The sequence below is a fragment of the Trichormus variabilis 0441 genome, from assembly GCF_009856605.1.
GTDB classification, from domain to species: domain Bacteria; phylum Cyanobacteriota; class Cyanobacteriia; order Cyanobacteriales; family Nostocaceae; genus Trichormus; species Trichormus variabilis.
The window spans coordinates 851,185-876,574 of the sequence record NZ_CP047242.1 but is presented as its reverse complement, the minus strand read 5'-3'; the positions used below and the strand labels follow the sequence as shown (position 1 = coordinate 876,574).

Genomic DNA, 25,390 nt, shown 5'->3' with positions numbered 1-25,390 from the left:
GATGATAGTGATAATGACCTTCAAATACTGCTTTAGGAAAGAAAATAGTTGATATGCAAGATACCAATCCTGCTTCGTGTTCATCATCGGAAGAAACTTTAGAGATTGTTGCCTCCTCTGTTGAACAAAATAAAACTCCTAAAAGCTCTTTGAGGTTTTCTTGGGGATTATGCCTAAGTAGCCTACTCTTGTTGGGATTAGGTTTTTGGCTGGGTTCAATTCGTCAAACAGTAGAACCCATTAGTTCCGCAATGGCAGAAAATCAACATTTACTGCCTGTGGAAGTAGATAATCTAGTTGCTGCCAGTTCCTATCAGCAGTCTCATACCTATACCGGAGAAATTGTTGCCCAAAATACTAGTAATTTAGGATTTGAACGGGCTGGTAAAGTTGTCCAACTTGCGGTAGAAGCAGGACAATGGGTGAGTGCAGGCACTCCCTTAGCCCGTTTAGATACTAGTCAGTTGATGGCACAAAAGCAAGAGTTATTGGCTCAAAAGCAACAGGCGCTGTTCCAATTGAGAGAGTTACAAGCCGGGCCCAGGGCAGAAACCATTGATACAGCAAGAGCTAGACTGGCGCAAGAACGGGCGCTACTCAAGGAAATGCAATCAGGGCCTCGGATACAAACGATCGCCGCCGCACGGGCTAATGTCAATAATTTACAGGAACAATTGGAATTAGCCCACGGTAAAAGTAAGCGACGAGAAGCCCTCTATAATCAAGGGGCGATCGCTCGTGAACAATTTGACGAAGCGATTACCGATGTTAATAGTCAACAAGCGAGGGTAAAACAAGCCCAAAGTCAACTGGATGAATTATTAGCCGGAACTCGCTCAGAGGTGATTACTGCTCAACAAGCCAGGGTAAAACAAGCCCAAAGTCAACTGGATGAATTATTAGCTGGAACTCGTTCAGAAGTGATTGAGGCTCAACAAGCTGCGCTAAAACAATTACAAAGCCGTCTAACCAGTTTAGAACTGGATTTAGAAAAAAGTGTTCTCAAGGCTCCTTTTTCTGGTAAGGTTTCTCAACGCTATCTTGATTTAGGTACAGCCGTTTCTAGTGGACAAGCGATCGCCCGTCTAGTTCAAGTAGAACAGGTAAAAGCCCATGTAGGCATTCCTGCATCCCTCACCTCTCAAATCAAAATCGGGGAAGTTCAATCAATACAGGTAGGCCAAAAATCCTATCGGGCAAAGGTTACTTCCTTTTTACCAGAACTAGACAAAGCCACTCGTACCATAACTGTAGTTTTAAAATTGGAAGATGCTGCCAGTAAAACTTTAACAGCCGGGCAAATCGTCAATTGGCAACTAGGACAAAAGATATCAGCTTCCGGTTATTGGCTGCCAACAACAGCATTAGTACGTGGTATACGGGGGTTGTGGTCTGTTTATATTTTAGGAACAGTTCCTGGAGGCTTTCAAGTAGAACGTCAGGATGTGGAAGTTCTTTATACTGACGGGGAACGGGTTTTGGTACGGGGAACCCTAGAAGGTAATGAACAAATTATTACTAATGGCACAAATCGGCTGGTTCCCGGCCAAAAAGTACGTCCTATCTCCTTAGGGAGTTCCAATTAACAATTCAAAATTCAAAATTAAAGACAGTTGTGGTCGGGGATTTAAATCCCAATTCGATATTACGTGTAGACGTAGCGCAAAGTCTGAGCGCCGACTTCCGGCGTTAGCGTAGCGGTAGCGAGTCTGCGTTCGCTTTTAGCGTCTCGTAGAGAGCGTCACAGAACTTTGTAAGAGAGGGGTTTTAAACCCTTGAATTTACGATAAAAATATCCTATGAATAATCTTTTTTATCAAAATGTCCGGCTACTAATATTAACAGTTTTAGCGATCGCTGTTTGGGGTTTATCTTCCTTTTTTAGTTTACCTCGCATTGAAGATCCAGAAATTACTCCCCGGTTTGCGGTGATTACAACGGTTTTTCCAGGTGCGGCACCAGAACGGGTGGAAACCCTAATCACCGATAAATTAGAACAATCCCTATTTGAAGTAGAAGAAATTAATAATATTGAATCCACCTCACGTCTGGGATTCTCCAGCATTACAGTTGAATTAAACGATACAATCAACGATGTTGATCCTGTTTGGTCAAGGGTGCGGGCTAAAATCAATGATACGATTCCCCTATTGCCTTCAGGTGCCGCAACTCCTAAATTTGAACAGTCGAAACCTAAGGCTAATGCTTTAATTGTCGCTTTGACCTGGGATTTGAAATCAGCCCCCAACTACGCAATTTTAAGCCGTTGGGCGCAAGAATTAGACGATCAAATACGTTTGATTGGGGGAACAGAAAAGGTCGAGCAGTTTGGCACACCCCAGGAAGAAATTGCCATTGAGGTTAACCCAAAACAACTAACGAATTTAGGGTTAACAATACAATCTCTATCTCAACAAATTTTACAGAGTGATGCTAAAGTTGCGGCTGGGCAACTGCGGAGCAACCAAAGTAATTTATTATTAGAAATTAATGGAGAACTTGATTCTCTTGACCGTCTCAATCGCTTATCAATTCAGTCGGGTAACTCCAGCAATGTAGTACGACTAGGAGATATTGCCCAAATTAAAAAGGGAATTTTAGATCCCCCTAGAGAATTAGCCTTAGTTAATGGTCGTCGAGCGATCGCCATCTCTGCGTTCGTTGAATCACAACAGCGTTTGGATGCTTGGGCAGCGATCGCCAACACAACCTTGAAGAAATTTCAGCAACAATTACCAAAGGGCGTTGGTCTGCAAATACTGTTTGACCAAAGTCATTACGTAGAACAGCGTCTCAACGAAGTGTTGATGAATTTAATCACTGGGGCTGTTTTGGTGGTTGGCATTACCCTATTCATGATGGGCTGGAAGTCTTCGTTAATTGTTGGTTCTGCTTTACCTCTGTCTGTTTTCATGGTCTTTGGTAGCATGAAGCTTTTAGGGGTGCCGCTACATCAAATTTCTGTGACCGGTCTGATTATTGCCTTGGGACTGTTAATTGATAACGCCATTATCGTTGTAGATGAAGTTCAAATTTATTTACGAGAAGGACTAACACCTAAAAAAGCCGTTGCTACTACTGTCCGGGAAATCTTTTCTCCCTTATTGGCATCCACATTTACCAGTGTTCTGGCTTTTGTACCTATCGCCACTGCACCTGGAGGAACGGGGGAGTTTACGGGAACTATTGGGGTAACTGTAATTCTCGCCCTAGTTAGCTCTTTATTTCTAGCTCTAACAGTGATTCCCGCTTTAGCCGGTCGGTTACATTATTGGAAACCCACACCAGTATCAGGAAGTTGGTGGCAAGTGGGTTTTTCTCACCATCACTTAGGACAATTTTACAGTTGGAGTCTGGATCGCACTTTCAGCCGACCCTTATTGAGCATAGCTTTAAGCTTGATCCTACCGTTGTGGGGCTTTATGTCCTTGGCTAATCTGGAGCAGCAATTTTTCCCCCCCACAGATCGCGGTCAATTTTATTTAAATTTTGAATTGCCCATTCAAGCTTCTTTGCAACAAACACAGTCCCAAGTGACTCAAGCGCGAGAATTGATGTTACGCCATCCCGAAATTGCCGATGTTCAATGGTTTATCGGCAAAAGTGCGCCACCTTTTTATTACAATGTGATTCAAAATCGGGAAAATTCTCCTAATTATGCGCAGGGTCTAGTCCAACTTCAGAAAAATGTCAAGTCTGGTTCCTTAATCCGAACCTTACAACAAGAACTTGATCAAGCCTTTCCCGCAGCCCAAATTATTGTCCGACAGTTAGAACAAGGCCCACCTTTTGACGCACCCATTGAACTGCGAGTTTATGGATCTGATTTAGATCGATTACGAGAGTTAGGAGATCAACTGCGAGCTGAATTAGCCAAAACACCCAATGTCATCCATACCCGCGCTAATTTAACCGAAACCTTACCGAAGTTGGCATTAAATCTAGATGAAGAACAACTGCGTTTAGCAGGACTAGACAAAACCGCCGTTGCTAGACAATTGGACACCAACTTAGAGGGAATTGTTGGGGGTTCGATTTTCGAGGGGACGGAAGAATTACCAGTACGGGTACGTAGTTTAGAATCAGAACGAGGAAATTTAGGAGATATTGCTTCATCAACCCTTTTATCTCCAGGGAACTCAAACCAGTCTGGTAATAGGGTTGTTCCCTTATCTGCGGTTGGTAACGTGGAAATTGTTCCAGATGTGGTGACGATTTCTCGCCGTAATGGCAAAAGAGTTAATACTGTACAGGGTTTTATTCCCGCAGGAATGCTAGCAGCGCAGGTACAGACTGACTTTCAAAATCGTTTAACAGCAAGTAACTTTACCCTACCCTCTGGTTATTCTTGGGATTTTGGTGGAGAAGAAGGAGAACGGGGTGATGCTTTAAGTAACCTCATCTCTACCGTTGGGGTGTTAATGATTATAATGATCGCCAGTTTAGTACTAACTTTTAGTTCTTTTCGGTTGGCAAGCATTATTCTAGTGGTTGCTATTTTATCGATGGGTTTAGGATTGGGATCGTTAGCTTTGTTTAATTATCCTTTCGGATTTACGGCAATTTTAGGCATGATTGGCTTGATTGGCGTTGCCGTCAACGATTCAATTGTTGTTCTGAGTTCCCTTAATCATGACCCCAAAGCCCGTCAAGGCGATCGCTATGCAGCCAGAAAAGTAGTCATCCGTTCCACCCGTCATGTCATTGCAACTACTTTAACTACTATTATTGGATTTACACCCCTATTATTAGATACCAGTGGTTTTTGGCCACCACTTGCCATTACCATTGTCGGTGGGTTAGGGGGAGCTACTTTAATTGCCTTATATTTTGTCCCTTCTGTATATTTGTTGCTGCAACGTTCATTGGTCAAGGATTCAAAAAAATAACTTGAACAATTAGTTTATAGTTAGGACTTACGCATGAACACGCAATATTAAGGGTTTGGACACTTAGAACCCCAGTATAAAATTTTTTCTTAAGATATTTGCTTGATGGAAGCGATCGCCTAATCTAAGTCTTGACTCATCTCATCATTAATTGTGCTGAGTAGTAGCTTATATGATGATCATTAATGAGTTGGGAATGAGTAGATTTACCACTAATCGAATAGACAACATAAAAAATGTTAGTTTCTTGCTAGACATTGACGATAATGGATCACAGGATATATGCTTCATGTCATAGCAACTTATTAGGCAAGAATTTATAATTTAATTTTTATTTTTTATATTGCTATGATTACGTATACATCAGGCATTTGATATAGGAAATATTGCCAAGAAAATATTAACAATATTTATAAATATTATTTAAACTTACGCAAATACACTGAACATTATAGATACGTGACATTCCTAAATTATCTAGTTAATATATAACTTGATATATCACTTATTACATTCCTCCAGTTAATGGGTTAGGAAGTCGAATGTCTCGCCAAAAGAAAATAATATTTGAACAACCAAAAATTGGTCAGTTCATTCAAGAAATTAGGCTGGTTATGGGTTTAACCCAAGAAGAATTTGCAGTAATTCTTGGTGTAACTTTTCCGACTGTAAACCGTTGGGAAAATGGGCATACTAAGCCTTCAAAACTCGCTATTCAACAAATAGAAGCTTTGTTAGATAAGCTTGGTAAAGATGGTCAAAATATTTTGGCTAAATATCACTCAACATAGCTCTATTGCCCATTAATTTCTAGAAAAAGTCATAAATTTATGACTGGAGACATCTATCCATGAATTTTAACTACTTGAGATATTTTTTGCAATTTACTTCAATACCCAGTATTTGTCTCTTGTTGATATTGTCAATTTCTCAATTTTCTAAAGTATTGGCTCAAAATCCTAAAGGTGGAATTGACTGGATTGTAGTAGTAGATACTTCTGCTTCCATGCGTGGTGTCGGTGGTACAAGAAATATCTTTGCTCAAGTCAAGAATTCTATTAATGAATTTGTCAACACTGCCAAATTAGGGGATACAGTTACTATTTATAACTTTGATAGTGATGTAACTTTGCAAGCCCAAGAAATTCCTATTGTCAGCAATCCAGATCGGGGTAAGCTCAAACAAATTATTAACAACCTCAAAGCTGATGGTGTGCGTACTCACACAGGTAAGGCAGTACAACAAGCGCTCTCTACTTCTGCCAAATTAAATCAACGTCCTAATACTGCGGATAGGACTGTGAGTATAGTTTTTTTAACAGATGGATTGGAAGATGTCCAAGGTATTCCTAATCCTGTACCGATTCCTCAAAGTACGCAACTTTTACGCGAACAAGAATGTAAACCTTATGTATTTTTCGTATCTTTAGGATTGAAAGAACACGAAAAACAATTAAATGAATTTGCTAATAATCCAGCACTTTGTGGCAAAGGAAGGGTCTTGCGTGACCCTGGAGGAGTGCAATTAAACAAGTTGGCTCAAAATATTAGACCAACACTAATTCAACCTCAGATTGATTTTAGTTTATCTACTGTTGATTTGCCGCCTGTATTGCCAGGAACAACGACAAAAGCACTAAATATTAATAGCATTAGCAATGTCAATGCTAAGGTTAGTTTACAACTAGAAGACCTAGAAAAAAGTGGTATCAGCCTAGTCTCACCAAAGAGAATTAATTTAGCTGCCAATAAACAACAAGTTATTCCTATTAGTTTACAAATCCCCGTAAATGCACAGGGAGGTAATCGGAAACTGCGCTTATTATTGACGGCAACAGATAAAGCTATTGCTCCACAAGCTATTGATTTATCTGTCACGATTAAACCCCAATTGTCAGTGCAACCAAGTAGCTTTAACTTTGGTTCTGTAGAATCAGGAAAAACTAGCCAAACGCAAACGTTAATAGTTCGTAGCAGCATATCTGGAACAGCTAGCTTACAACTGCAAGGCAAGACTAAAGATATTTCTTTAAAAGAGCCTTCAACATCTGTATCTTTGGCAGTCGGAGAAACTAAAATACCTATACAGATTGAGGTGGCTGATAATAGTTTTGATGGTAAGCGTAAATTCAATGTAGTTGTTACTCCAGATAACCCGCTTACTAGTCCCCTCAGTGCAGAAGTTCAGATGCAAATCTTGATGCCATTGGGACGAAAAATCGTTATTTGGACGCTATTGATATTACTGCTTTTCTTAATTACCTTAAGCATAATTTGCTTGATTCAACGTAAAACTCCTTGGGAATTAGCCCAAGATATTGGCACTCGCAACCATCTAGAAGGGGAAATAGAACTATTAGAACCAGCCCCCATATCACCGGAAGAACAATATATCAGTCTTACCCATCAGCATAGGCAAAAAGTTAACTTGAGTGCATTAGTTCCAGCGATCGCCTCTACAAATAGTGATGCAGAATTAGTCATCAATTGGCAATCTGGTAAAAAATATGTATATATACGGAGTGTAAGCGGTATTACTTTTGTCAATAATGAAAAGATAACTACATATCAACTTTACGATGAAGACACAATCCAGGTTGATAACGTAAAGCTGCGATTTAACTGGATTGGCAATCAACGGCCCTATGAACAAAACAGTGGGCTGACAGATTTTTAAAAAATATTAGAGGAAATGAAATGTCGCGTCCCACAGTTGTTTTTCGCCCTACTGTTGTCATCGGTTTAGGCGGCACTGGTTATGAAGTTACACTCAAGTTGAAAAAGCGCTTCATAGATGTTTATGGCTACGTACCAGAAATTATTCGGTTTCTTTCTATCGATACCACTGAAAATATTCAAAGCCGGGAAAAATCACCTGATGGTACTAAGGTTGTCTTAGAACCTAATGAACTTTATGCGATTTCTGTCGCCAATCCATTACCATTAACACGCAACGATCACATTGATGAATGGTGGCCTAGAAACATTCCCACATCCAGCTTGATTAGTGGTGCAGGTCAAATTCGCGCCCGTGGACGGTTGGCTTTCTTTGCGAAAGTCGGTGATATTAACGGTTTAATTAGTCAGGCGATTAATGCTGTCCGCGAAATTCGCAGTAGCAAACAAGCATTTTCAGATAACTTTCAAGTATCTAATCGTGATGGTGTGGAAGTTTTTATTATTGGTAGTTTAGCAGGGGGAACAGGTAGCGGTACTTTTTTAGATGTGGCATTTTTAGCCCGACAATATCTTAATAGCTTTTCCAATATTACGGGACTATTTGTATTACCTAGAGTTTTTGCCAATCTTCCCCAAACACACCTCGTCAAATCCAATGCTTATGGCGCGCTGAAGGAGATTGAACACTTCTGGAGTTTGTCACCATCCAATCCTTTAGAGATTGATTATGGTATTACCAAAGTCAAAGCTGATCGCCCTCCTTTCGATGCAGTATTTTTGATGGATGGTATGAACAAAAATGGTACTGTAGTCAGCCGTCCTAACGACCTACAAAACTTAATTGCTGATGGTTTGTATATTCAAATTGGCTCCCAAATTGGTCTAGATGCTGCCAACGTTGCTGATAATATTCGGGCTTATTTGGCTACTGGTGAAAAAGTCCGAGGAAGGAATATAAATTATTGTAGTTTTGGCTTTGCTACCTTGACTTTGCCAGTACAGCAGTATGAGCGAATGAAACTAGAAGATACGCAGAACTTATTGAAAAATGAGTTGATGGCTACGACTGCAAATATTGATGTAGACAGCGAAATTGAGCGTTTTTTACAAGACTGCAAATTAGGAGAAGCGACGACTGTATTAGATAGTTTGACAGAGAGCGATCGCGGTGGACAAATCAAACCAGAATTCCGCATCGGAGAAATGAAATATGACCGCACATCTTTACCGACGATTAAAGAACTGTACAAGCGCCAGTTAGATCAAATGGAGCAACGGACGGCTAAAGATTTGGCGATGAATTTTCATCGTTTGGAAAAGGCAGCAACAGCTACTATTTTGGACTGGCTAGAGAGGAGTCTGAACCGTCCCAACGGTCTAGCTTCTACCCTACAATTCGTGAGTATTCTTTATCAAAAGATAGATGAGTTACAACAAAATGTGCAGCGCAAATCCAAAGAAGCACAGTCTAATTTTTCCACTTTAAAGTTAGAACCCCAAGAAGAAAAAATTAAAGAAGCCTCCGAAGCTTGGTTTCCTAATAAGAATACAATCCAAGCAGCTTGTCAGAGATATAAAGAACGGGCTGACCAAAAGTGGCGGATATATTTACACTGGAAACGCTGTGATAAAGCAGCAGAAGTCTGTGGAGTACTGCGAAGTAAGATCGAAAAAATTCAAGAACAATGTCAACGCATACACAGCAACCTAGATAAAGTTTATCGAGATGTAGAACAAAGTTACGCCGAAGTTAGCCGCCAAGGTAATTCTGATAATCCATTTATTCATACCATTCAGCGCGTTGATTTAGAATCGAAACGCCCCAAAGTCAGTGGCGAGGATTTCATCCGTTGGTATCGAGAAAAGTCTCAAAGTTTAACTAATTGGTCTGATAAAAAAGCAGAAGACGTCAAGGATGAGATATTAGCCTTTATGGAGGAAACTTATCGTCCACTCACTAGTATGAACGTTGAGCAAGTATTAGCAGATGGTAACCCAGAAGATGCAGGGGAAGATTTACAACAACTTGGTAAACTTGCAGTTCCTTTGTGGCAATATCAAGATTCAGAAATTCCAGCCAAACAGCAACACGTCATTACAGAATTTTATTACTACGGAGTCGAAAGTAACAATACTATTTTTAGTAATCCACCCCTTTCTAATCGTCTACCTAAAGGCAAAGGAAATGTTTCTTTTGTACCTACAGGTGAACCCCATAAACTCACACTGTTTCGTATAGAAATAGGTGTACCTTTGTTTACCCTAAATGGGATGAAAGACATGGAGTTAGCTTATCTAGATCCCGATAAAGTCTTCAAACACTTACACCGTAATTGGACAAATTTGGCAAATTTGATTCCTCCAGAAGATGACGGGGGTGCATTGCGTTGGTTTGCTTTAGCCTTAGCACCTAATCCATATTCATTAATTGTCAATCAAAAGCGGCAATACTTTGTACACACAGACCAAGCAAGAAAATTGGAAGATGGCATATTGCTATTGGGTGATGACCGCAGATCAGCATTTAAAGCTTTCAAGAATAACGTTTCTTTAGTTAAAGAAATTGCTCAGAAAGTTGATAAAATTACCCACGAAGATAAAGAAAGGGCGAGATTTTCGCTGGAAAGCTATATTAAGCAAGTCAATGAGCTAATAAAGAATAATAAAGTCGGTTTACCAATTAAAGAACAGGTGGAACTAGAAATTCAAGAAATTGATTCCTACCTAGAAGATTTAGATGTGATTAGTTAATACATAGTGGTTTAGATCAAGCAAATATTCTCAGTTTTCCTCAGCCAAAATCAGCATTTAGAATTTCCCATAGCGGTACTAGCCTCATGCCAAAACCAACTATTTTACTTGCACTCGATCCCCACAGTACCGCTTTATGTGCAGCTATCAAGCGGCAACTCACACAACTTCCCAGCGCCCAAAGTCGCTTAATTCAGGCTTACACTCTCACTTGGGATGGTCAAACTTTTGGGTTTAGTAACGAGTTAGATAAGTTTGCTGATGCGAGTTTTGACCTGGCTTTGACAAACGCTAGACAAGCTTCTGTATCTCAATTAAGTAACCAGTTCCAACAAGCAGCAAAGGATTTGCAAACAACTTTAATTGATTTAATTAAATCAGTTAATCAATCACCAGAAGCGATCGCCGCAAAAAATGCTGGAGTTGATATCAGTTCTTGGTATAGAATCTACATCATGTTCTCAGCTAATGACCATCGGGCGCGAGAACTAGTATTTGAACTATCCCGCTTAATTCATTGGCTATTTAATGTCTACTTTGCCGATGTTCCCCATAGTTTAGAAGCTTTCATACTCTTACCAGGACTATTTGCCCAAGCCAGAACTGAGGATTATAGTGCAGCTTATCAACTCCTGAAGCAATTAGACGACAAAATGACTAAAGGAGTTGTCATTAGGGGTACTCAAAAAAGACCACCTTTTGATAATTGTTGGCTGATTGACGAACGAAGTGGGGAACTAGGAGTTAATTTAGATAGTTATGCTGATGCTTTTGCTGGTTTATTAACTGTTGAAGCCGAAACAGGCGGATTGTTAATTGGGGCGCATACAGTCCGGGGAAAACTTCCCGCTTACAGTTCATTTGGCTATGGGGAGTTATTTTTTCCCGCAGACATAGTTATAGAACGTTTGAGTACAGCCTTAGCGGGCGATATTATCACCCAGGAATTTCTCCCCCCAGCAAAACTAACTCCCGAAGCGAATCGCCAATTACTATTAGATGCGAAAGAATTTGTCCTCAGCGAAGATTATCACGACGCTTTGCAGCAATTAGAACGAGACAACGGTAAACCAGTTTGGCAAGATTTTAGCCCTCGTCTTGATCTTCGTCCTGGTCAGACTCAAGAATATGGAATGGAATTGCAACGTGCTTATCAGCAATTTGAAAATAAAGAACTGATTTCATATAAGCGCACACTAGAAAGTTGCGGAAAACAAGCACAAATCGCCTTAAGCAAACTTTTAGATAGAAAAATTAATCAATATGCGGATGCTGCAACTAGTGGCTTACATGAAGCTGTTAGACTATTCAATGTTTTGAATAATCCTTATTTGGAATTGCAAACAGAGTCTATTAGTGATCGCCCAGAAAATCTGATTACAGAACTACGTGCCGCCGAAGCATTTTTAGATACTCGATTGCAAATAAAAATTAATCAAGAAAATAGCCAAAAGCTACTCAATAAATTTTTCACTCTCAAATCCCAAAGACAACAATTACAAGAGACGGCGGCTACAACTAATTCAGACGCACTTACCCAAGAATTACAGAAAATTCAAGAACAACTAAGAGTGGTAGTTGCTGATTATCACCAAGCTATAAATGCAGAACTTGAACAAATTAGACAAACTCGCTTATTAGTAATTGAAGATGCCCGTTCCAAAGCACAAACAGAAATTAGTCAAACGCAAAAACAACTAAATTATTTAGAAAACCAATATGAAATAGCTACAGACCAATTAAATGAATTGATAGCAGAAGAAAACCGTTTTCGTTATCTGTATCTCATAGTTTTACCTGCTGTCTTTGCTATTGCTTTAATTGGGATATTGCTGCTCACTGGGCTTTTTAGCCAATCAACCTTATGGGTATTATTACAACAAATAGGGGTTAACTTATTTAATTACCTACTTTGGGGTTTAGTTAGTATACTTAGTTACTTAGGTATCCTTTGGTTTAAATATAGTACCAGCATCCGTGATCGCCTTCAAAAAGCTCAAAAACAAATCAAACGCCTAGAAAGTAGTTTAAAAGCTACTGGCGTGGAATTACGCCGCAACTATAATGAGCAATTAAAGTTAGAATATGACCTCTACGCTCAAAATATCCGCGTTGAGGTAGCCAATCATTTAATTAAAATATCTAAACAGAAGACCGAGATTTTACGGCAAAGCTTATCTAACTTCTCTCAGTTATATGAGATTTTAATCGCTCAACATGATAAAGCATCAACAAATTATTCAGAAACTAGATTAGCTGTTTTGACCAATTCAGATATTGATATTTATTATCATCAAAATATTCTCAAAACTCTCCCAATCAATAAATTCACTAAAGAAGAAGTTAGTCGTTCTCAAGCATGGCAAATTTCCGCGACAGAATTTCAGAACAAACTGGTTTTATTTGCCAGAAAGCAGTTTGAACATTTAAGTAAGTTATCCATTGGAGACGTTTTAAAATCAGATTTGATCGCAGAAAATACAGCTAGTATTAGATTAAACCAACTCTATAACAGTGCGAAACTCTTGTTGCGTCTTCAAGATACCGACGCTCACTTAAACCCAACTTCTCAACCAGAAATTACACTTTGGGTAGGAGCAAAAGATAAAGAAGAAATACTCCGACTTTATAGCCGCTTTAGCCGTGCTGTAACTCCATTTGTTGCGGAAGATGAAAGTAGTCTGTGTGTTTTGGTACGTTCTTTAGGTTTTCCGGTTTACTTTCTCAGCCAAATAGAGTTTTATCGAGACTGTTATGAACGTACTCAGAAAGGAGAAGAGGAAAATATTCCTGATTTAATACCCGAAGAAATTAGTTCCAGTAGAGAATTAATCTCGGCTTATGATACCTTATTGCTGGCGATCGCTCTGGAATTATTGTCTCAAGATGCACATGGAAATTATCAGTTCAAAGGTCAATTACTCGGTAAAGAACGAGAAAAAATTGCCTCAGACTTAACAAATGAGTTCAGCTATCAAGAACTATATGGAGAACTTAAAGAACGTATAGAAACCTTTGAACAAGATTTAATTTACCAACAATTAGAAAAATCAGAACAATCTGCCCAAGTTTTAACCCATTACGAACGCAAGCGTTTAAATCATCTATTGTCAAAGTATAGTCCTCTAAATTAGTAGTTTGTTAACCCAAAATGGATAGGCTCAGGTAAGCATCATAAATAATTTCCCATTTTCTATTTGTAGATAGGTTTAACTTCTCTACAATAGTTTTATTGAGAAAAATCTGGGATAATTCAACGTGATGAAGACCAATACATCCAGTTACAACTCTTGGGTGATTTGTCCCAAGCCAAATCCTGTAGCGGCTTCGCGTTTATTTTGCTTTCCTTATGCGGGTGGTAGTTCTTTTATTTTTCGCACTTGGCCAAATTATCTACCTGCATCTGTAGAGGTTTGTGCTATTGAACTTCCTGGACGAGGAAGACAGATACAGTTAGCGCCTTTTCAGAAAATGGAACCGCTTGTGGATGCGATCGCCTCCGCTATCTACCCATATTTAGACAAGCCCTTTGCCTTCATGGGGCATAGCATGGGCGGCTTGGTCAGTTTTGAAGTAGCGCGTTTCCTGCAAAAACAGTATGATATTCATCCGGTTCACTTGTTCATATCCGGTCGTCGCCCACCCCACATTCCTAACTTACATCCACCTATTCATAATCTACCCGAACCAGCTTTTATAGAAGAACTACGCCATCTCAACGGTACACCATCAACCGTATTAGAAAATTCAGAACTAATGCAGCTATTTTTGCCGATTTTACGGGCTGATTTTGCAGTTTTAGAAACTTATATTTATACTCCTGAATTACCTTTAGAATGTCCCATTACAGTTTTTGGAGGATTACAAGATTCAGAAGTTAGTGGTGATGAATTGCAAGCATGGCAAGAACAAACAAAGGCTGACTTTAACTTACATATGTTCCCCGGCGACCACTTTTTTCTGCACTCTGCTCAATCTCTTGTACTTGAACAATTGGCTAGGTATTTGTCTGGAATTTAGGGGTATAGGGGTGTAAGGGTGTAGGGGTTTGGGGGTATAAATGTTGGTTGGAAACTCCCTGTGGGTTTGGATAAACGGAATATTAGATATACCATTGAAGAAGAATCCAGAAGTCAGAATTCAGGAATCAGAATCAATTCGTGGGGGATTCAGACCCGCCACTAATTGTAGACCGCTAAATTAAAAATTTAGCGGGGCAGTAATTGAATCGGTCAATGATCATCTCAAAAATATCTGTCAAATTGTTCGCGAAGCGTTGCCGAAGGCTATACTCTCGTCATCGTAGTCCATTTAACTTTTTGGTTAATTTGACGGCTGGTTTAGCTGCTTATACCTATTTGCCTAAAAAACCTTCCATTGATATTTACCCAAAAGACTTATCTGCACTACCTCCTGCCATTTTTTAGTTCCATCGAACTCGCGTTAATTTATGTTTTGGTATTCCCTAAACAAAAACCCCAGTTTTTTGAAAAACTGGGGTTGTTTGGAAAGAAAGTTTAAGCAGCTATAGTAATACTGCTACTAGTGATTGCGGGTTTATTAGATAACAAACCTATTTGAATTTTGGCTGCACCGCCAATGCCATCTTCATCAAAAAACAGTTGGCCTGTAGTATTGTTGTAGATGAAGCGATCGCCTGCTGCTGTCGCATTACTACCCAAGCGGAATAAACCCGGATTAAGTGTACCCAAAGCTTGGCTAAGTCCAAATTCTGTCTTGGAGATGAAGATTGTATCTTGCCCGACTTTAAAATCAGTGATGATATCAAACTCTCCAGTTCTAGTATCACTCAGATAGAAGCGATCGCGGCCGTTACCGCCAATCAATAAGTCATTTTCCTTACCACCAACTAACAAATCATCTCCATTACCACCGATTAAGGTATCATTGCCGTCACCACCATACAGGGTATCGTTACCGTTACCACCTAGTAAGATATCTTTGCCTCTGTCACCATAGAGGGTATCATTACCGTTACCACCTATTAATAAATCATTACCACCCAAACCCCGGATGAGATCATTCCTATTAGTACCTGTGAGAATATCGTTATCTGGAGTACCAATAATGCCGCCACTAGCGTTGATCGTCAGACTCACAGATGCTGTGGCTGTGCCACCCTTACCATCACTGATACCATAAGTGAAACTGTCACTGCCAACATAGCCAGTATTGGGCGTGTAGATAATAAAGTCATCAGCAAAGTTACCTGGTGTACCATTGTCATTGACAACAGCAATACCGTTGACAGGGTTAGATACCAAACTCAGTTGTAAAGCATCACCATTCGCATCACTGTCATTAGTCAGGACGTTAATGTTGACAGCCGTGTTTTCATTGGTCGTGGCTATATCATTCACAGCTATGGGTGCAGTGTTTAAATTCAGCCCTACAATCACCGGGTCATGGTCTGAAGAACGGAAAGCATCAGGACTGTATAAGCTGGTTTGTTGTCCTACTGACTTGAAGTTGGTGTTGTAGTCAAGAACATTTGGTTCATCAGCATTAATATGCCACTTGACAGCACCACTTAATTGTGCAGTCAGTGAGGCATTAGCTAAAGCATGGTCTAAAGCACCCCACTGACCATCAAAAACGTAGGAATAGGTGGTATTTGGCAACAGGTTGTTATATCCGGCATTTTCCAAAGCCCTGATTGGATCTTCCTGGGCGTAGGCGTTGAGGTCGCCGAGAATGAGATAATCTGTGTCAGTAGTTCCCGTGGGATTTGTCGCTAACCATGCTGCCAAATCTTGGGATGCACGAGTCCGTGTTCCATTAGATAAACCTTGACCATCGCCAGCGTCAGCGTCGCCAGGATTTCCAAAACTTGAACCCTTAGATTTAAAGTGATTGATGACGGCTGTGAACTGTTCACCTGTGGAGTTTTGTCGGAAAGTTTGGGCTAGGGGTTTACGGTTATTGTTATCAAACGCACCTTGACCAAAGCCATCGGCGACTGTGGCGGCTGTACCAATGGGGGTGACACTATTAGGTTTATAGATCAAACCAACGGCGATCGCATCCGTACCTAGTTGAGACAGTCCTGGATTAATAAAAGCGTAAGTACCCGCACCGGCAACAGCATTGAGTCCATTGACTAAATCTTGAATGGCACTATTAGCACCGTAACCATCATTTTCGATTTCAATCAGACCCACAACATCGGCATTTAACCCCAGAATGGCTGCAATTGTCTTGTCACGCTGGCGGTTGAACTCAGTCAGGTTTTCTGCACCCCTTTGTTCAGGACTGGTGAAGCCGCTACCAGTACCATCACCATTAAAGTAATTTAGGACGTTAAAGCTGGCAACCTTGAGTGTACCGCCTACATCTGGTGTGGTTGTTGGACGAGGATTGGCTGGTGTAAAGTTTACGCCTGTTGAAGTTTGAACGCGGTATCCTTCAAAGCGGTGGTCTAAAATGCCAGTGATACTAGCAACGGTATCGCCACCCCGTAGGGTGTTGGTAGCACTTAAAGGTTCACCACCACGACCAAAGATGATGGTTGCTGGGTTTTGTGTGCTGCTACCGTCATCTAAGATAATCCGTCGTTTGGCAATCTCATCTAAATAAGCAGCGTAGCCAGTAACACTGGGGTCATTAAATTGGGTGTATTGTTCCAGCCTGCCATCCGTACCAAGTTGGTTACTAGTACCAGTTGCAGAGAGAACCACCTGACCGAAACGACCAAGTTGAAAATGTTCGGTAACAGTTAAATCCCCACTACCAGCACTGATATTTACCCGCATCCCTTCGTAGCGTTCCAAATCTGCGACAGTCGTCACAGGTAACTGGATATTACTCACTGTTGGTAGTATGTCTGCGCCTAAGTTGATGATGCTGCTGACGCTAGAAAGTTGGGTCAGGCTGCTGACACCATTGTTAGTGCTAAATTCGCTCACACTGCCAGTCACCCGGACTTTATCACCAACGCTACCAGAGAACTGGCCTGTGGGGTCGAAAACAAAGATTCCTTCAGAAGTTGTAGAGTCATTATCAGCGTCTGCATCTTCTTCTTGGACGAAAAAGCCATTTAAACCTGAACCACCGGGGAATGCAGCAACCACAACACCTTCAATTGTGCGAATGCTACCAAAAGCAGAGTTAAAGGTTGTACCACTACCTTGAATTTGGTGAATTTTGGTAATGGTGAGGGCAACATCATTATCGGTAATTGTGGCAGTAACTGAGCCGATGTTAATTCCGTTGTAGCTAGTATCGTCACTAGTTACTGTATGGGTAATCACGCTGGTGTGTGTGCCTTCTACTAGGTCATCATTAACTGCGGTTATCGTTACAGTTTGGGGTGTATTCCAGTTAGCAGGGGTAAAGGTGAGAGTATTGACACTAGTAGTAGTTTGAGAATCAGGGTTAATGGTAACGGTAACATTGGCTGTGGGCTGGGTATTTAGGACGATGGTGTAGGTATCCGTTGCCCCTCCTTCAGTAACGTTGGTGCTACCACCAGACTCAATTAAGGTGATGCTAGGTAATGGGGCAGTGGAAACTTTTACATCATCAATACTCAAACCATGATCAGTGCCTGGATGGTCAATATCGACCCAACGTAACCAAATTTCTTCACCAGGATTGAGAGATAAACCGCTAATTGTGCCGGAGATTAGATTGCGGTTGGCACTTGCATTACCATTGAGTGCGCCAGCAGTCGTATTGTTGATCAGACTAGTAAAATCTAGATTGTTGACATCAACCCAAGTACCACCAGTTAAGCTTGTTGCACCGGTTTGATATTGGAAATCAACGGTTTGAGGATTAGAAGTAGTACCACCACTACGCCATTGTTCACCGTAATAGTTAACATACAGCTGATTAACTACATTACCTGTGTCGTTAAAAAACCTGCTACCCCAATAAAATGTACCTGCGGCTGCGTTACCTGAACCGATAGAACCTAAAGCACGGTCTGAACTATCCAAACCGAAGCTGTAGAGATTACCTGCGGTGTTGCTTCCTGTTGAGGCGACAATGGTTGTGCCGGTTCCGGTTCTAGCAGTATACCAACCAGCGATTGTAGAGCTATCAGTCCAGGTTTCTGAACCCGAACTAATCAGATTATTAAACTCTTGAGAGTAAGGAGTCTTGAGGGAAATTGCTCCGACTGGTAGAGTGAGGACTGGAGAACCAAGGGTTATGACTTCACTGCGGAATTTTTGGAAGTTATTCTGAGCTAAGTCTTTGGAAATTGTGCCGTTGTTGTACCAAACGGTATCGCCGTTATCTACCAGCAATTGAATCTGGGTATTGTTGGTGAGGGAATCTGGCACTTCCACAATGGATTCAAAACTACCGTTAGTATTCAACGCTGTTAAATCAGCAATACGTAATACAGGCGCATCAGTAGCATTACCAGTCCAAGTGTAGAGACGGAAATCATTGGGGGCTACTCCTGTAGCACCACCTGGGGGGCCAGCAATAATCAGGTATTGATTACTAGAGTTACGCTCAATACTGCGGATACCACGACCACCTAAGTCCAAGAAGATGGGCGCACCAAAGCTAGTAGCACCAGATGTACCGCCTGTGGTATTCAGGATATTGGTAAAATTAGTGACAGGAATAATTAGGGCATTAGTGCGATCGCTTGTTGGTTGATTAGGCGCACGAAAGGAAACATAAGCCGTATTGCCATCGGGTGCAACTGTCAAGCCTTCAATGTTGAAACCGTTGCGAATTTCAGGCGATACACCATTTGCAGCACTTCCAGCCAGCCCTAAAAAGCCAGCGCCCAAACCATGACCGTTGTTATTATCCCAAGCAATTAAATCATCTTCGAGGAATTGATAGTATCCTTGGAATGTCAGGGTAGCACTTGCCCCTGTACCAGAAATCTGCGTGGCAAAAATCCGTTCCCGGTTGGGTGAATCGCTGCCATTACTGTTGTTGCTGTGGGAACCTAACCAGTAAATTGTGTTACCAATGCGGGTAGAGGCTTCGATATCTACTTCACTGGAACCAGATAAGCCGAGTAATGAGGTAAAGTCAAAGCTGGCTAATGGTAAACCAGAATTACGGCGATCGTACAGCCGAATTGTTTGGTCTTCGTCGTCGGCAACGAACATATAATTGGCATCAATAGCGATCGCACTAGAAGCGTCACTTGTCCCTGTGAGGAAACGGGTACTGGGACTAACAGATCCGGCTGAGGCGGCGTAGTTAATAATGTAGGCACTGCTGAGTGTACCGTCACTCACGGTAACGGTAATATTGGCTAAACCAACACCAACAGGATTAATTTTTAGATTGCGTTCTGCACCAGTACCAGTTAAGGTCAGGTTGGCATCAGGGACAACCGCCTGATTGCTACTAGTGACTGTAATTGTCAGGTTTTCAACTGGCGTGTCAGTATCACTCAAGGTAAAGTTAATACCTAATGTCCTTGCTGGGTCGGTAGGATCGTTAATGACACCACTAATAGCACCAGCACCAATTTTAGGTAAGGGGACAGGTAGGTTTTGCCCATCCAGTAAGTCTGTTGTACTGGGATTAACTTCAATTTTCGGCGCGCCCACAGTGGATACAGGGTTAGGAATGTAAGTCCCTGGGTTACCCACATCATTACCTGTAGACAAGCGGGAATTTTGACCATCATTAATGGCAGAAAGCTGCCAGTTAGTAGTAATCTCAAAACCATCAAGATTCGCTGCTGTCGTCCAACCGCTAGCGTTTTGGGTGCGAATAGTCCCGGTGAATCCTTCATCATTGTAGGTGAGGCGGTCTATTAGCTGGCCGGTGCTGTCATACAGGTTAATCTCATCAGTGCGTCCCAAACCTTGGTTAGAGTTACCGATAATTTTTACCGAGGTGGGTAGGTTCCACGCAGTACGGAATGTCTCCGCCGCAGTTTCCGTTAAAATTACCGACTCCCCAGGCTGGACGATACCAAATGCACTGAGATTGAAGGAACCAGCAATGCGAGTATTGTCATCAAAACTCCAGCCAGTAAAGTCTACTGCGGTAGTACCAAGGTTGGTAAACTCGACGAATTCACCATTAGCACCAGTGTACATATACTCGGTGATTTGGACATTGACATTGGTGTTGGGTGGTGCGTCGTTGTCGGTAATATTTATATTGATGTTAGCGATCGCAATTCCGTTGTAATTGGTGTCACTACTACTAACATTGTGGGCGATCGTGCTGGTGTGTGTACCTTCAATTACATCATCATTGACAGCAGTCACTGTGATAGTTTGGGCTATATTCCAGTTTTGGGGAGTGAAAATCAAGGTTGGTGAACTGGTTGTCACCTGATTATCAACAGTGATGTTAATCGTCACATCTGCTGTAGGCTGAGTTTTCAGAACTATGGCGTAACTATCTGTCACACCACCTTCAGTTACATCTGTGCTACTACCAGATTGAGTAATGGTTATACCTGGTAGGGGTGTGTTGTTAATGTTATAAAATCCTGGGTTGCCAATATCACCGCCTGTAGAGGTGCGAGAATTTTGAGCATCATCGACAGTGGAAAGCTGCCAATCAGTATTAATAGTAACAGCACCTAAATTCCCTGGTTCAGTCCAACCACTCCTCGTCTGGGTGCGAATCGTCCCCGTAAAGGTTTCATCTCCATAGGTGAGGCGGTCTATGAGTTGACCATTGTTATCGTACAGGTTAATTTCATCACTCCGTCCCAGATTTCTTGTCAATCCGCCAATGACCTTAACATTAGCAGATAATCCCCAGGCGGCGCGGAAATCCGCTTCACTTGCTTCTGTGAGGATAACTGATTCTCCAGGCTGCACAATTCCAAAGGCACTTAAACTAACAGTACCAGCTGTACGACCGCTATCATCGTAACTCCAGCCAGTAAAATCTACTGCCGTAGTGCCAAGGTTGGTAAACTCCATAAATTCACCGTTAGTACCTTGGTACATATATTCAGTGATTTGGATGTTGGGTAAAGGCTGAGAAAGCGTGAATGATGACCGCCAATTGGCAATGTCGGTGATGGTGGAACTAGCTGTCCAATTTGCTGGGTTGGAGATAGCCGCTAGTAGTTGTGCCTGAGTTCCCACGGTAGAACCGCTATAGTAGCCATTTGTACCATTGGTAGTGATAGCCACCGTTGTCTTGCCAGTTTCCAGTGTGCCACCGTTTGTCGCCGTGGGTTCAGCAGATGTGGACGCGCTAGTTGCGTTAGTCCAGTTACCAGAACTCAGGGAATAAATTAAAGTTGGACTGGCTAATGTTCCTGTATAAATAATCAGCGAGTCACCACTAGCATTGAGAGCAAAATTACTAGGGTTATTGGAGTTAAACCCTGGTGAATTAATACTACTGCCATTTGTCCAAGTGAGAACTGTACCCGCAGAAATATCCTGAGGTGCGGTATAAGTCAGAACTCCCTCTCCCGTGCGGAAGCTACCACTAGATTGCCAACCGTTATCTGTAATGTTGAAGGTTGTACCAGCACCAATGTCCACAAGCACCACTACACGGATGCTATCAGGATTAGTGGTGTTATAACCAGCGATCGCAATATCTCCAGGCTTCAATGTTGTAGCTGTCATAATGATTAATAAGTAAGATGGTAAAAATCTGCAAAACCAACACAAAGCATCGCCCTGCCCTTGAATAGGCCTGGCTAGCTTGTGATATTTTCTTTAGCTAGGAAAAATTAATTCTTAGTAATTTTGTCCGTGTAAATAGGCACTGGAACTTTACTGAATTCAGATTAAGAGAATAATAGGAAAAGGTAAAATAACTAACTATTTTGGAAAAACAGTATTTTAACCATTAGTTCTTTTGAACTTATTTTTTTCTTAATCTTCAAATTCCCATAATTCCTTGAATAGTCAAGTTCTCTGATTGTGATGAGTGCGGAGTTCCTAACTCCCAGCGCCTCTTGCACCATTCATGATGTGTACCTAAAAATTTGAGGATTAAATATTGTGGTAAATGTTCAGTTAGTGGGCTTTGCTTCTCTCGCGGCTGATACCTATGCTGATGGGCCAGCTTCTGGTAATGGTATTTCCGGAAACGGTAGGACAGGCCCTTTCCCTGGACAGCCAGTGCAGGGCTTTAGTGCAGTACAATTCGCCAATAGTGGCTCATTTTACTTCTTGTCCGATAATGGCTACGGTAGTAAAGATAATAGTGCTGACTACCTACTACGTATCTATCGTTTAGACCCGAATTTTCGAGGCGTAGAGAATGGTGATGGCAGCGTTAAGATTTTAGACTACATCCAACTATCTGACCCCAATAACAAAATTCCTTTCCAGATAGTGAATGAGGCTAGTGCTGACAGATTACTGACAGGCGCAGATTTAGACATTGAGTCTTTTGTCATTGATAAAGATGGTTCTATCTGGGTAGGTGACGAATTTGGCCCTTACTTACTACATTTTGATGCTACGGGTAAATTGTTAGATGCACCCATCGCCACACCAGACCGCTTCAAGACTTTAGATGGTACAGCACCCGAAGTTATCGGACACCGGGGTGCAAGCGGCTTTCGTCCAGAACATACCCTAGAGTCCTACAAGCTGGCTATTGAACAAGGTGCAGACTTTATCGAACCAGACTTGGCTGTGACAAAAGATGGTGTGTTAATTGCTCGCCATGAACCTGCTTTAGCGGTGTTGAACGCTGATGGTAGCGTTAATTTCAGCAATACAACCACGAACGTTTACCAAATTGCCAAGTTTAGCGATCGCCTAAAAACGGTAAATTTAGATGGAACTGAAATTACTGGTTGGTTTGCTGAAGATTTTACTTTAGCGGAAATCAAGGAATTACGAGCCATAGAGCGTCTACCTTTCCGTGACCAGTCATTCAACGGTCAATTTACCATTCCTACCCTGACAGAAATTATTGACCTGGTGAAACAGGTAGAAGCCGAGACTGGGAAAAAGATTGGTATTTATCCAGAAACCAAACATCCTACTTATTTTGCTCAAGAAGCTACCTATGTAGGGACAACAGAGAAGATTAACCGCAATATCAGTCAGATTCTCATCGATACCCTCCAGGCTAATAACTTTACTGATCCTAGCCGGATTTTCATCCAGTCCTTTGAAGTTGGCAATCTTAAAGAGCTGCATGATGTGATTATGCCTCGTGCTGGGGTCGATATTCCCTTGGTACAACTTTTTGATGCCATTGACGTTGATATTGATGGTAGGCTCATAGAAACCAGACCCTATGACTTTATCGTTAGTGGTGACACTCGCACCTACGGCGATTTACGCACTCCAGCAGGCTTGGCGGAAATTGCTGAATATGCTGATGGTATCGGCCCCTGGAAGCGGATGATTGTTAGTGTCAGAGGTACTGATGCTAATAATGATGGACAAGCAGATGATGTCAATGGAGATGGCGCAGTTAATGATGCTGATAAGACTCTGTTACCGCCAACTACCTTAGTTCAAGATGCTCACAATGTTGGTTTGCAGGTTCACCCATACACCTTCCGTGATGAAGAACGTTACTTAGCAGCGAATTATCAAGGAAATCCAGAACTAGAGTATCAGCAGTTATTTCAATTAGGGGTAGATGCTTTATTTACCGACTTCCCCATTACAGCAGATAGAGTCCGTGACCTATTGAGTCTCCCTGGAAACAATATAGTCCGTTCTCCCCAAAACCCTGATGTGCTTTCAGGAGATGCTTTAGCAAATTTGGGTGGTTCTAGAGGTTTTGAAGGTGGCGCAATTAACGCCAGCAAAACCAAGCTCTATATGCTTCTGGAAGGAACAGTCCAAGGTGATCCTGTAGGTGCATTACGGCTGAATGAATTTGACCTAGCAACCCGTAGCTATACAAATAATTTACGCTATTACAGGCTGGAAAATCCTGCTCATGCGATCGGAGAAATCACCGTCATTAATGACAATGAGTACCTAGTCATTGAACGAGATGGAGGTCAAGGCGCTTCAGCTAGATTCAAGAAGATTTACAAAATAAACCTGTCTCAAACAGATGCTAATGGCTTTGTAGCTAAACAAGAAATTGCCGATTTATTAAATATCCAAGACCCCAACGACCTGAATAGAGACGGTAAAACAACCTTTGACTTCCCTTTTACCACCATCGAATCTGTTGTAGTTGTTGACGCAAACACCATTTTGGTCGCCAATGACAACAACTATCCATTTTCCGTCGGTCGCCCTCCAGCTATAGATAATAACGAAATTATCTTATTGAGGTTAGAGCAACCCCTCAATCTTGCACCTGGTTTGGGACAGCCACAAGCTACAGAAATTAAGTTCGGCTCTCCTAGTAGCGATGAGATTACGGCGGAACCCGGTCGAATATTATTCACAGGTGATGGCGCAGATACAGTAGATTCCCCTGGGAATAATACTATCTCCACAGGCAACGGAAATGATACGGTATTTGTGGGCAGTGATGCTTCTGTCTCTACTGGCAATGGTAATGATCAAGTCTTCATTGGTGTGAATGGCCCCACCAGCAACACTACAGCTAACGGTGGTAATGGTAATGACGAAATCACCGTGATTGAAGCAGGGGGAAGTAATAACCTTTTTGGTGCAGCAGGTAATGACACTCTGCAAGTCATCGAAGGTTCCCGTCAATTCGCCTTTGGTGGTTCTGGTAACGACACCCTCACAAGTAACGGTAGTTATAACCGTCTCAATGGTGGTTCGGGAGATGACAAATTATTCTCCAATGTGAATGACTCTTTGTTTGGCGGCGATGGCGATGATGTGCTATTTGCAGGTCAAGCCGGTAGTAACCGTCTGAGTGGTGGCGCTGGTACTGACCAGTTCTGGATTGCTAATGGTAGTTTACCAACTAGCAAGAATACGGTGACAGACTTCGCTGTCGGTGTTGACAAAATTGGATTGGGGGGAATTGGTGTCACGCAATTTAGTGCTTTGAGTTTGGTAAAGCAAGGCGCTGATACTTTGGTGAAGTTAGGCGCGACTGACTTAGTTGCATTACAAGGAATTACGTCAACTAGTCTGACTGTGACTGACTTTGTTTTTGCTGTCAGTGTGGTTGGTTAGTGATGCTGCAATCAAAGATTGAGTTTTAGTGAATATGCGAGGGGATTA

General features: G+C 41.7%; 9 protein-coding genes and 1 pseudogene. 9 read left to right on the top strand and 1 reads right to left on the bottom strand.

The features are described 5' to 3' along the window. The first annotated feature begins 53 nt into the window (after window positions 1–53). From GSQ19_RS03460 to GSQ19_RS29950, 8 genes and pseudogenes are all read left to right on the top strand, one after another. Window positions 54–1,586 carry an efflux RND transporter periplasmic adaptor subunit gene (locus GSQ19_RS03460; RefSeq protein ID WP_011321398.1) on the top strand — a complete coding sequence of 511 codons (1,533 nt, stop codon included), beginning with the start codon at window positions 54–56 and terminating at the stop codon, window positions 1,584–1,586. Window positions 1,587–1,799: 213 nt separating this feature from the next. Next, window positions 1,800–4,889 (top strand): efflux RND transporter permease subunit, encoded by a 3,090-nt coding sequence (locus tag GSQ19_RS03455; RefSeq protein WP_011321397.1) that lies wholly within the window; start codon window positions 1,800–1,802, stop codon window positions 4,887–4,889. 542 nt (window positions 4,890–5,431) lie between these two features. Beyond that, window positions 5,432–5,680: a helix-turn-helix domain-containing protein gene (locus GSQ19_RS03450; protein ID WP_011321396.1), complete on the top strand. Its 249-nt coding sequence runs from the start codon at window positions 5,432–5,434 to the stop codon at window positions 5,678–5,680. A gap of 155 nt (window positions 5,681–5,835) precedes the next feature. Further along, entirely contained in the window at window positions 5,836–7,566 is a 1,731-nt protein-coding gene (locus GSQ19_RS03445; protein ID WP_224311700.1) for a vWA domain-containing protein, read from the top strand. Between the two features lie 20 nt (window positions 7,567–7,586). After that, window positions 7,587–10,319 (top strand): tubulin-like doman-containing protein, encoded by a 2,733-nt coding sequence (locus GSQ19_RS03440; RefSeq protein ID WP_011321394.1) that lies wholly within the window; start codon window positions 7,587–7,589, stop codon window positions 10,317–10,319. 86 nt (window positions 10,320–10,405) lie between these two features. Beyond that, window positions 10,406–13,453, top strand: coding sequence for a hypothetical protein (locus GSQ19_RS03435; protein WP_011321393.1), 3,048 nt, complete (start codon window positions 10,406–10,408; stop codon window positions 13,451–13,453). A 127-nt stretch (window positions 13,454–13,580) separates the two neighbouring features. Further along, window positions 13,581–14,339, top strand: a complete 759-nt coding sequence (locus tag GSQ19_RS03430; protein WP_011321392.1) for a thioesterase II family protein — start codon at window positions 13,581–13,583, stop codon at window positions 14,337–14,339. 196 nt (window positions 14,340–14,535) lie between these two features. After that, window positions 14,536–14,746: pseudogene (locus tag GSQ19_RS29950) on the top strand (hypothetical protein); the annotation flags it as partial. A 90-nt stretch (window positions 14,747–14,836) separates the two neighbouring features. Here the strand turns inward: GSQ19_RS29950 and GSQ19_RS03425 are convergent. Beyond that, complete coding sequence (locus tag GSQ19_RS03425; RefSeq protein ID WP_011321390.1) at window positions 14,837–21,877, bottom strand: ExeM/NucH family extracellular endonuclease; 7,041 nt, start codon at window positions 21,875–21,877, stop codon at window positions 14,837–14,839. Between the two features lie 381 nt (window positions 21,878–22,258). Between GSQ19_RS03425 and GSQ19_RS03420 the strand changes: the two genes are divergently transcribed. Continuing rightward, complete coding sequence (locus GSQ19_RS03420; protein WP_011321389.1) at window positions 22,259–25,342, top strand: esterase-like activity of phytase family protein; 3,084 nt, start codon at window positions 22,259–22,261, stop codon at window positions 25,340–25,342. The last annotated feature ends 48 nt before the right edge of the window (window positions 25,343–25,390 follow it).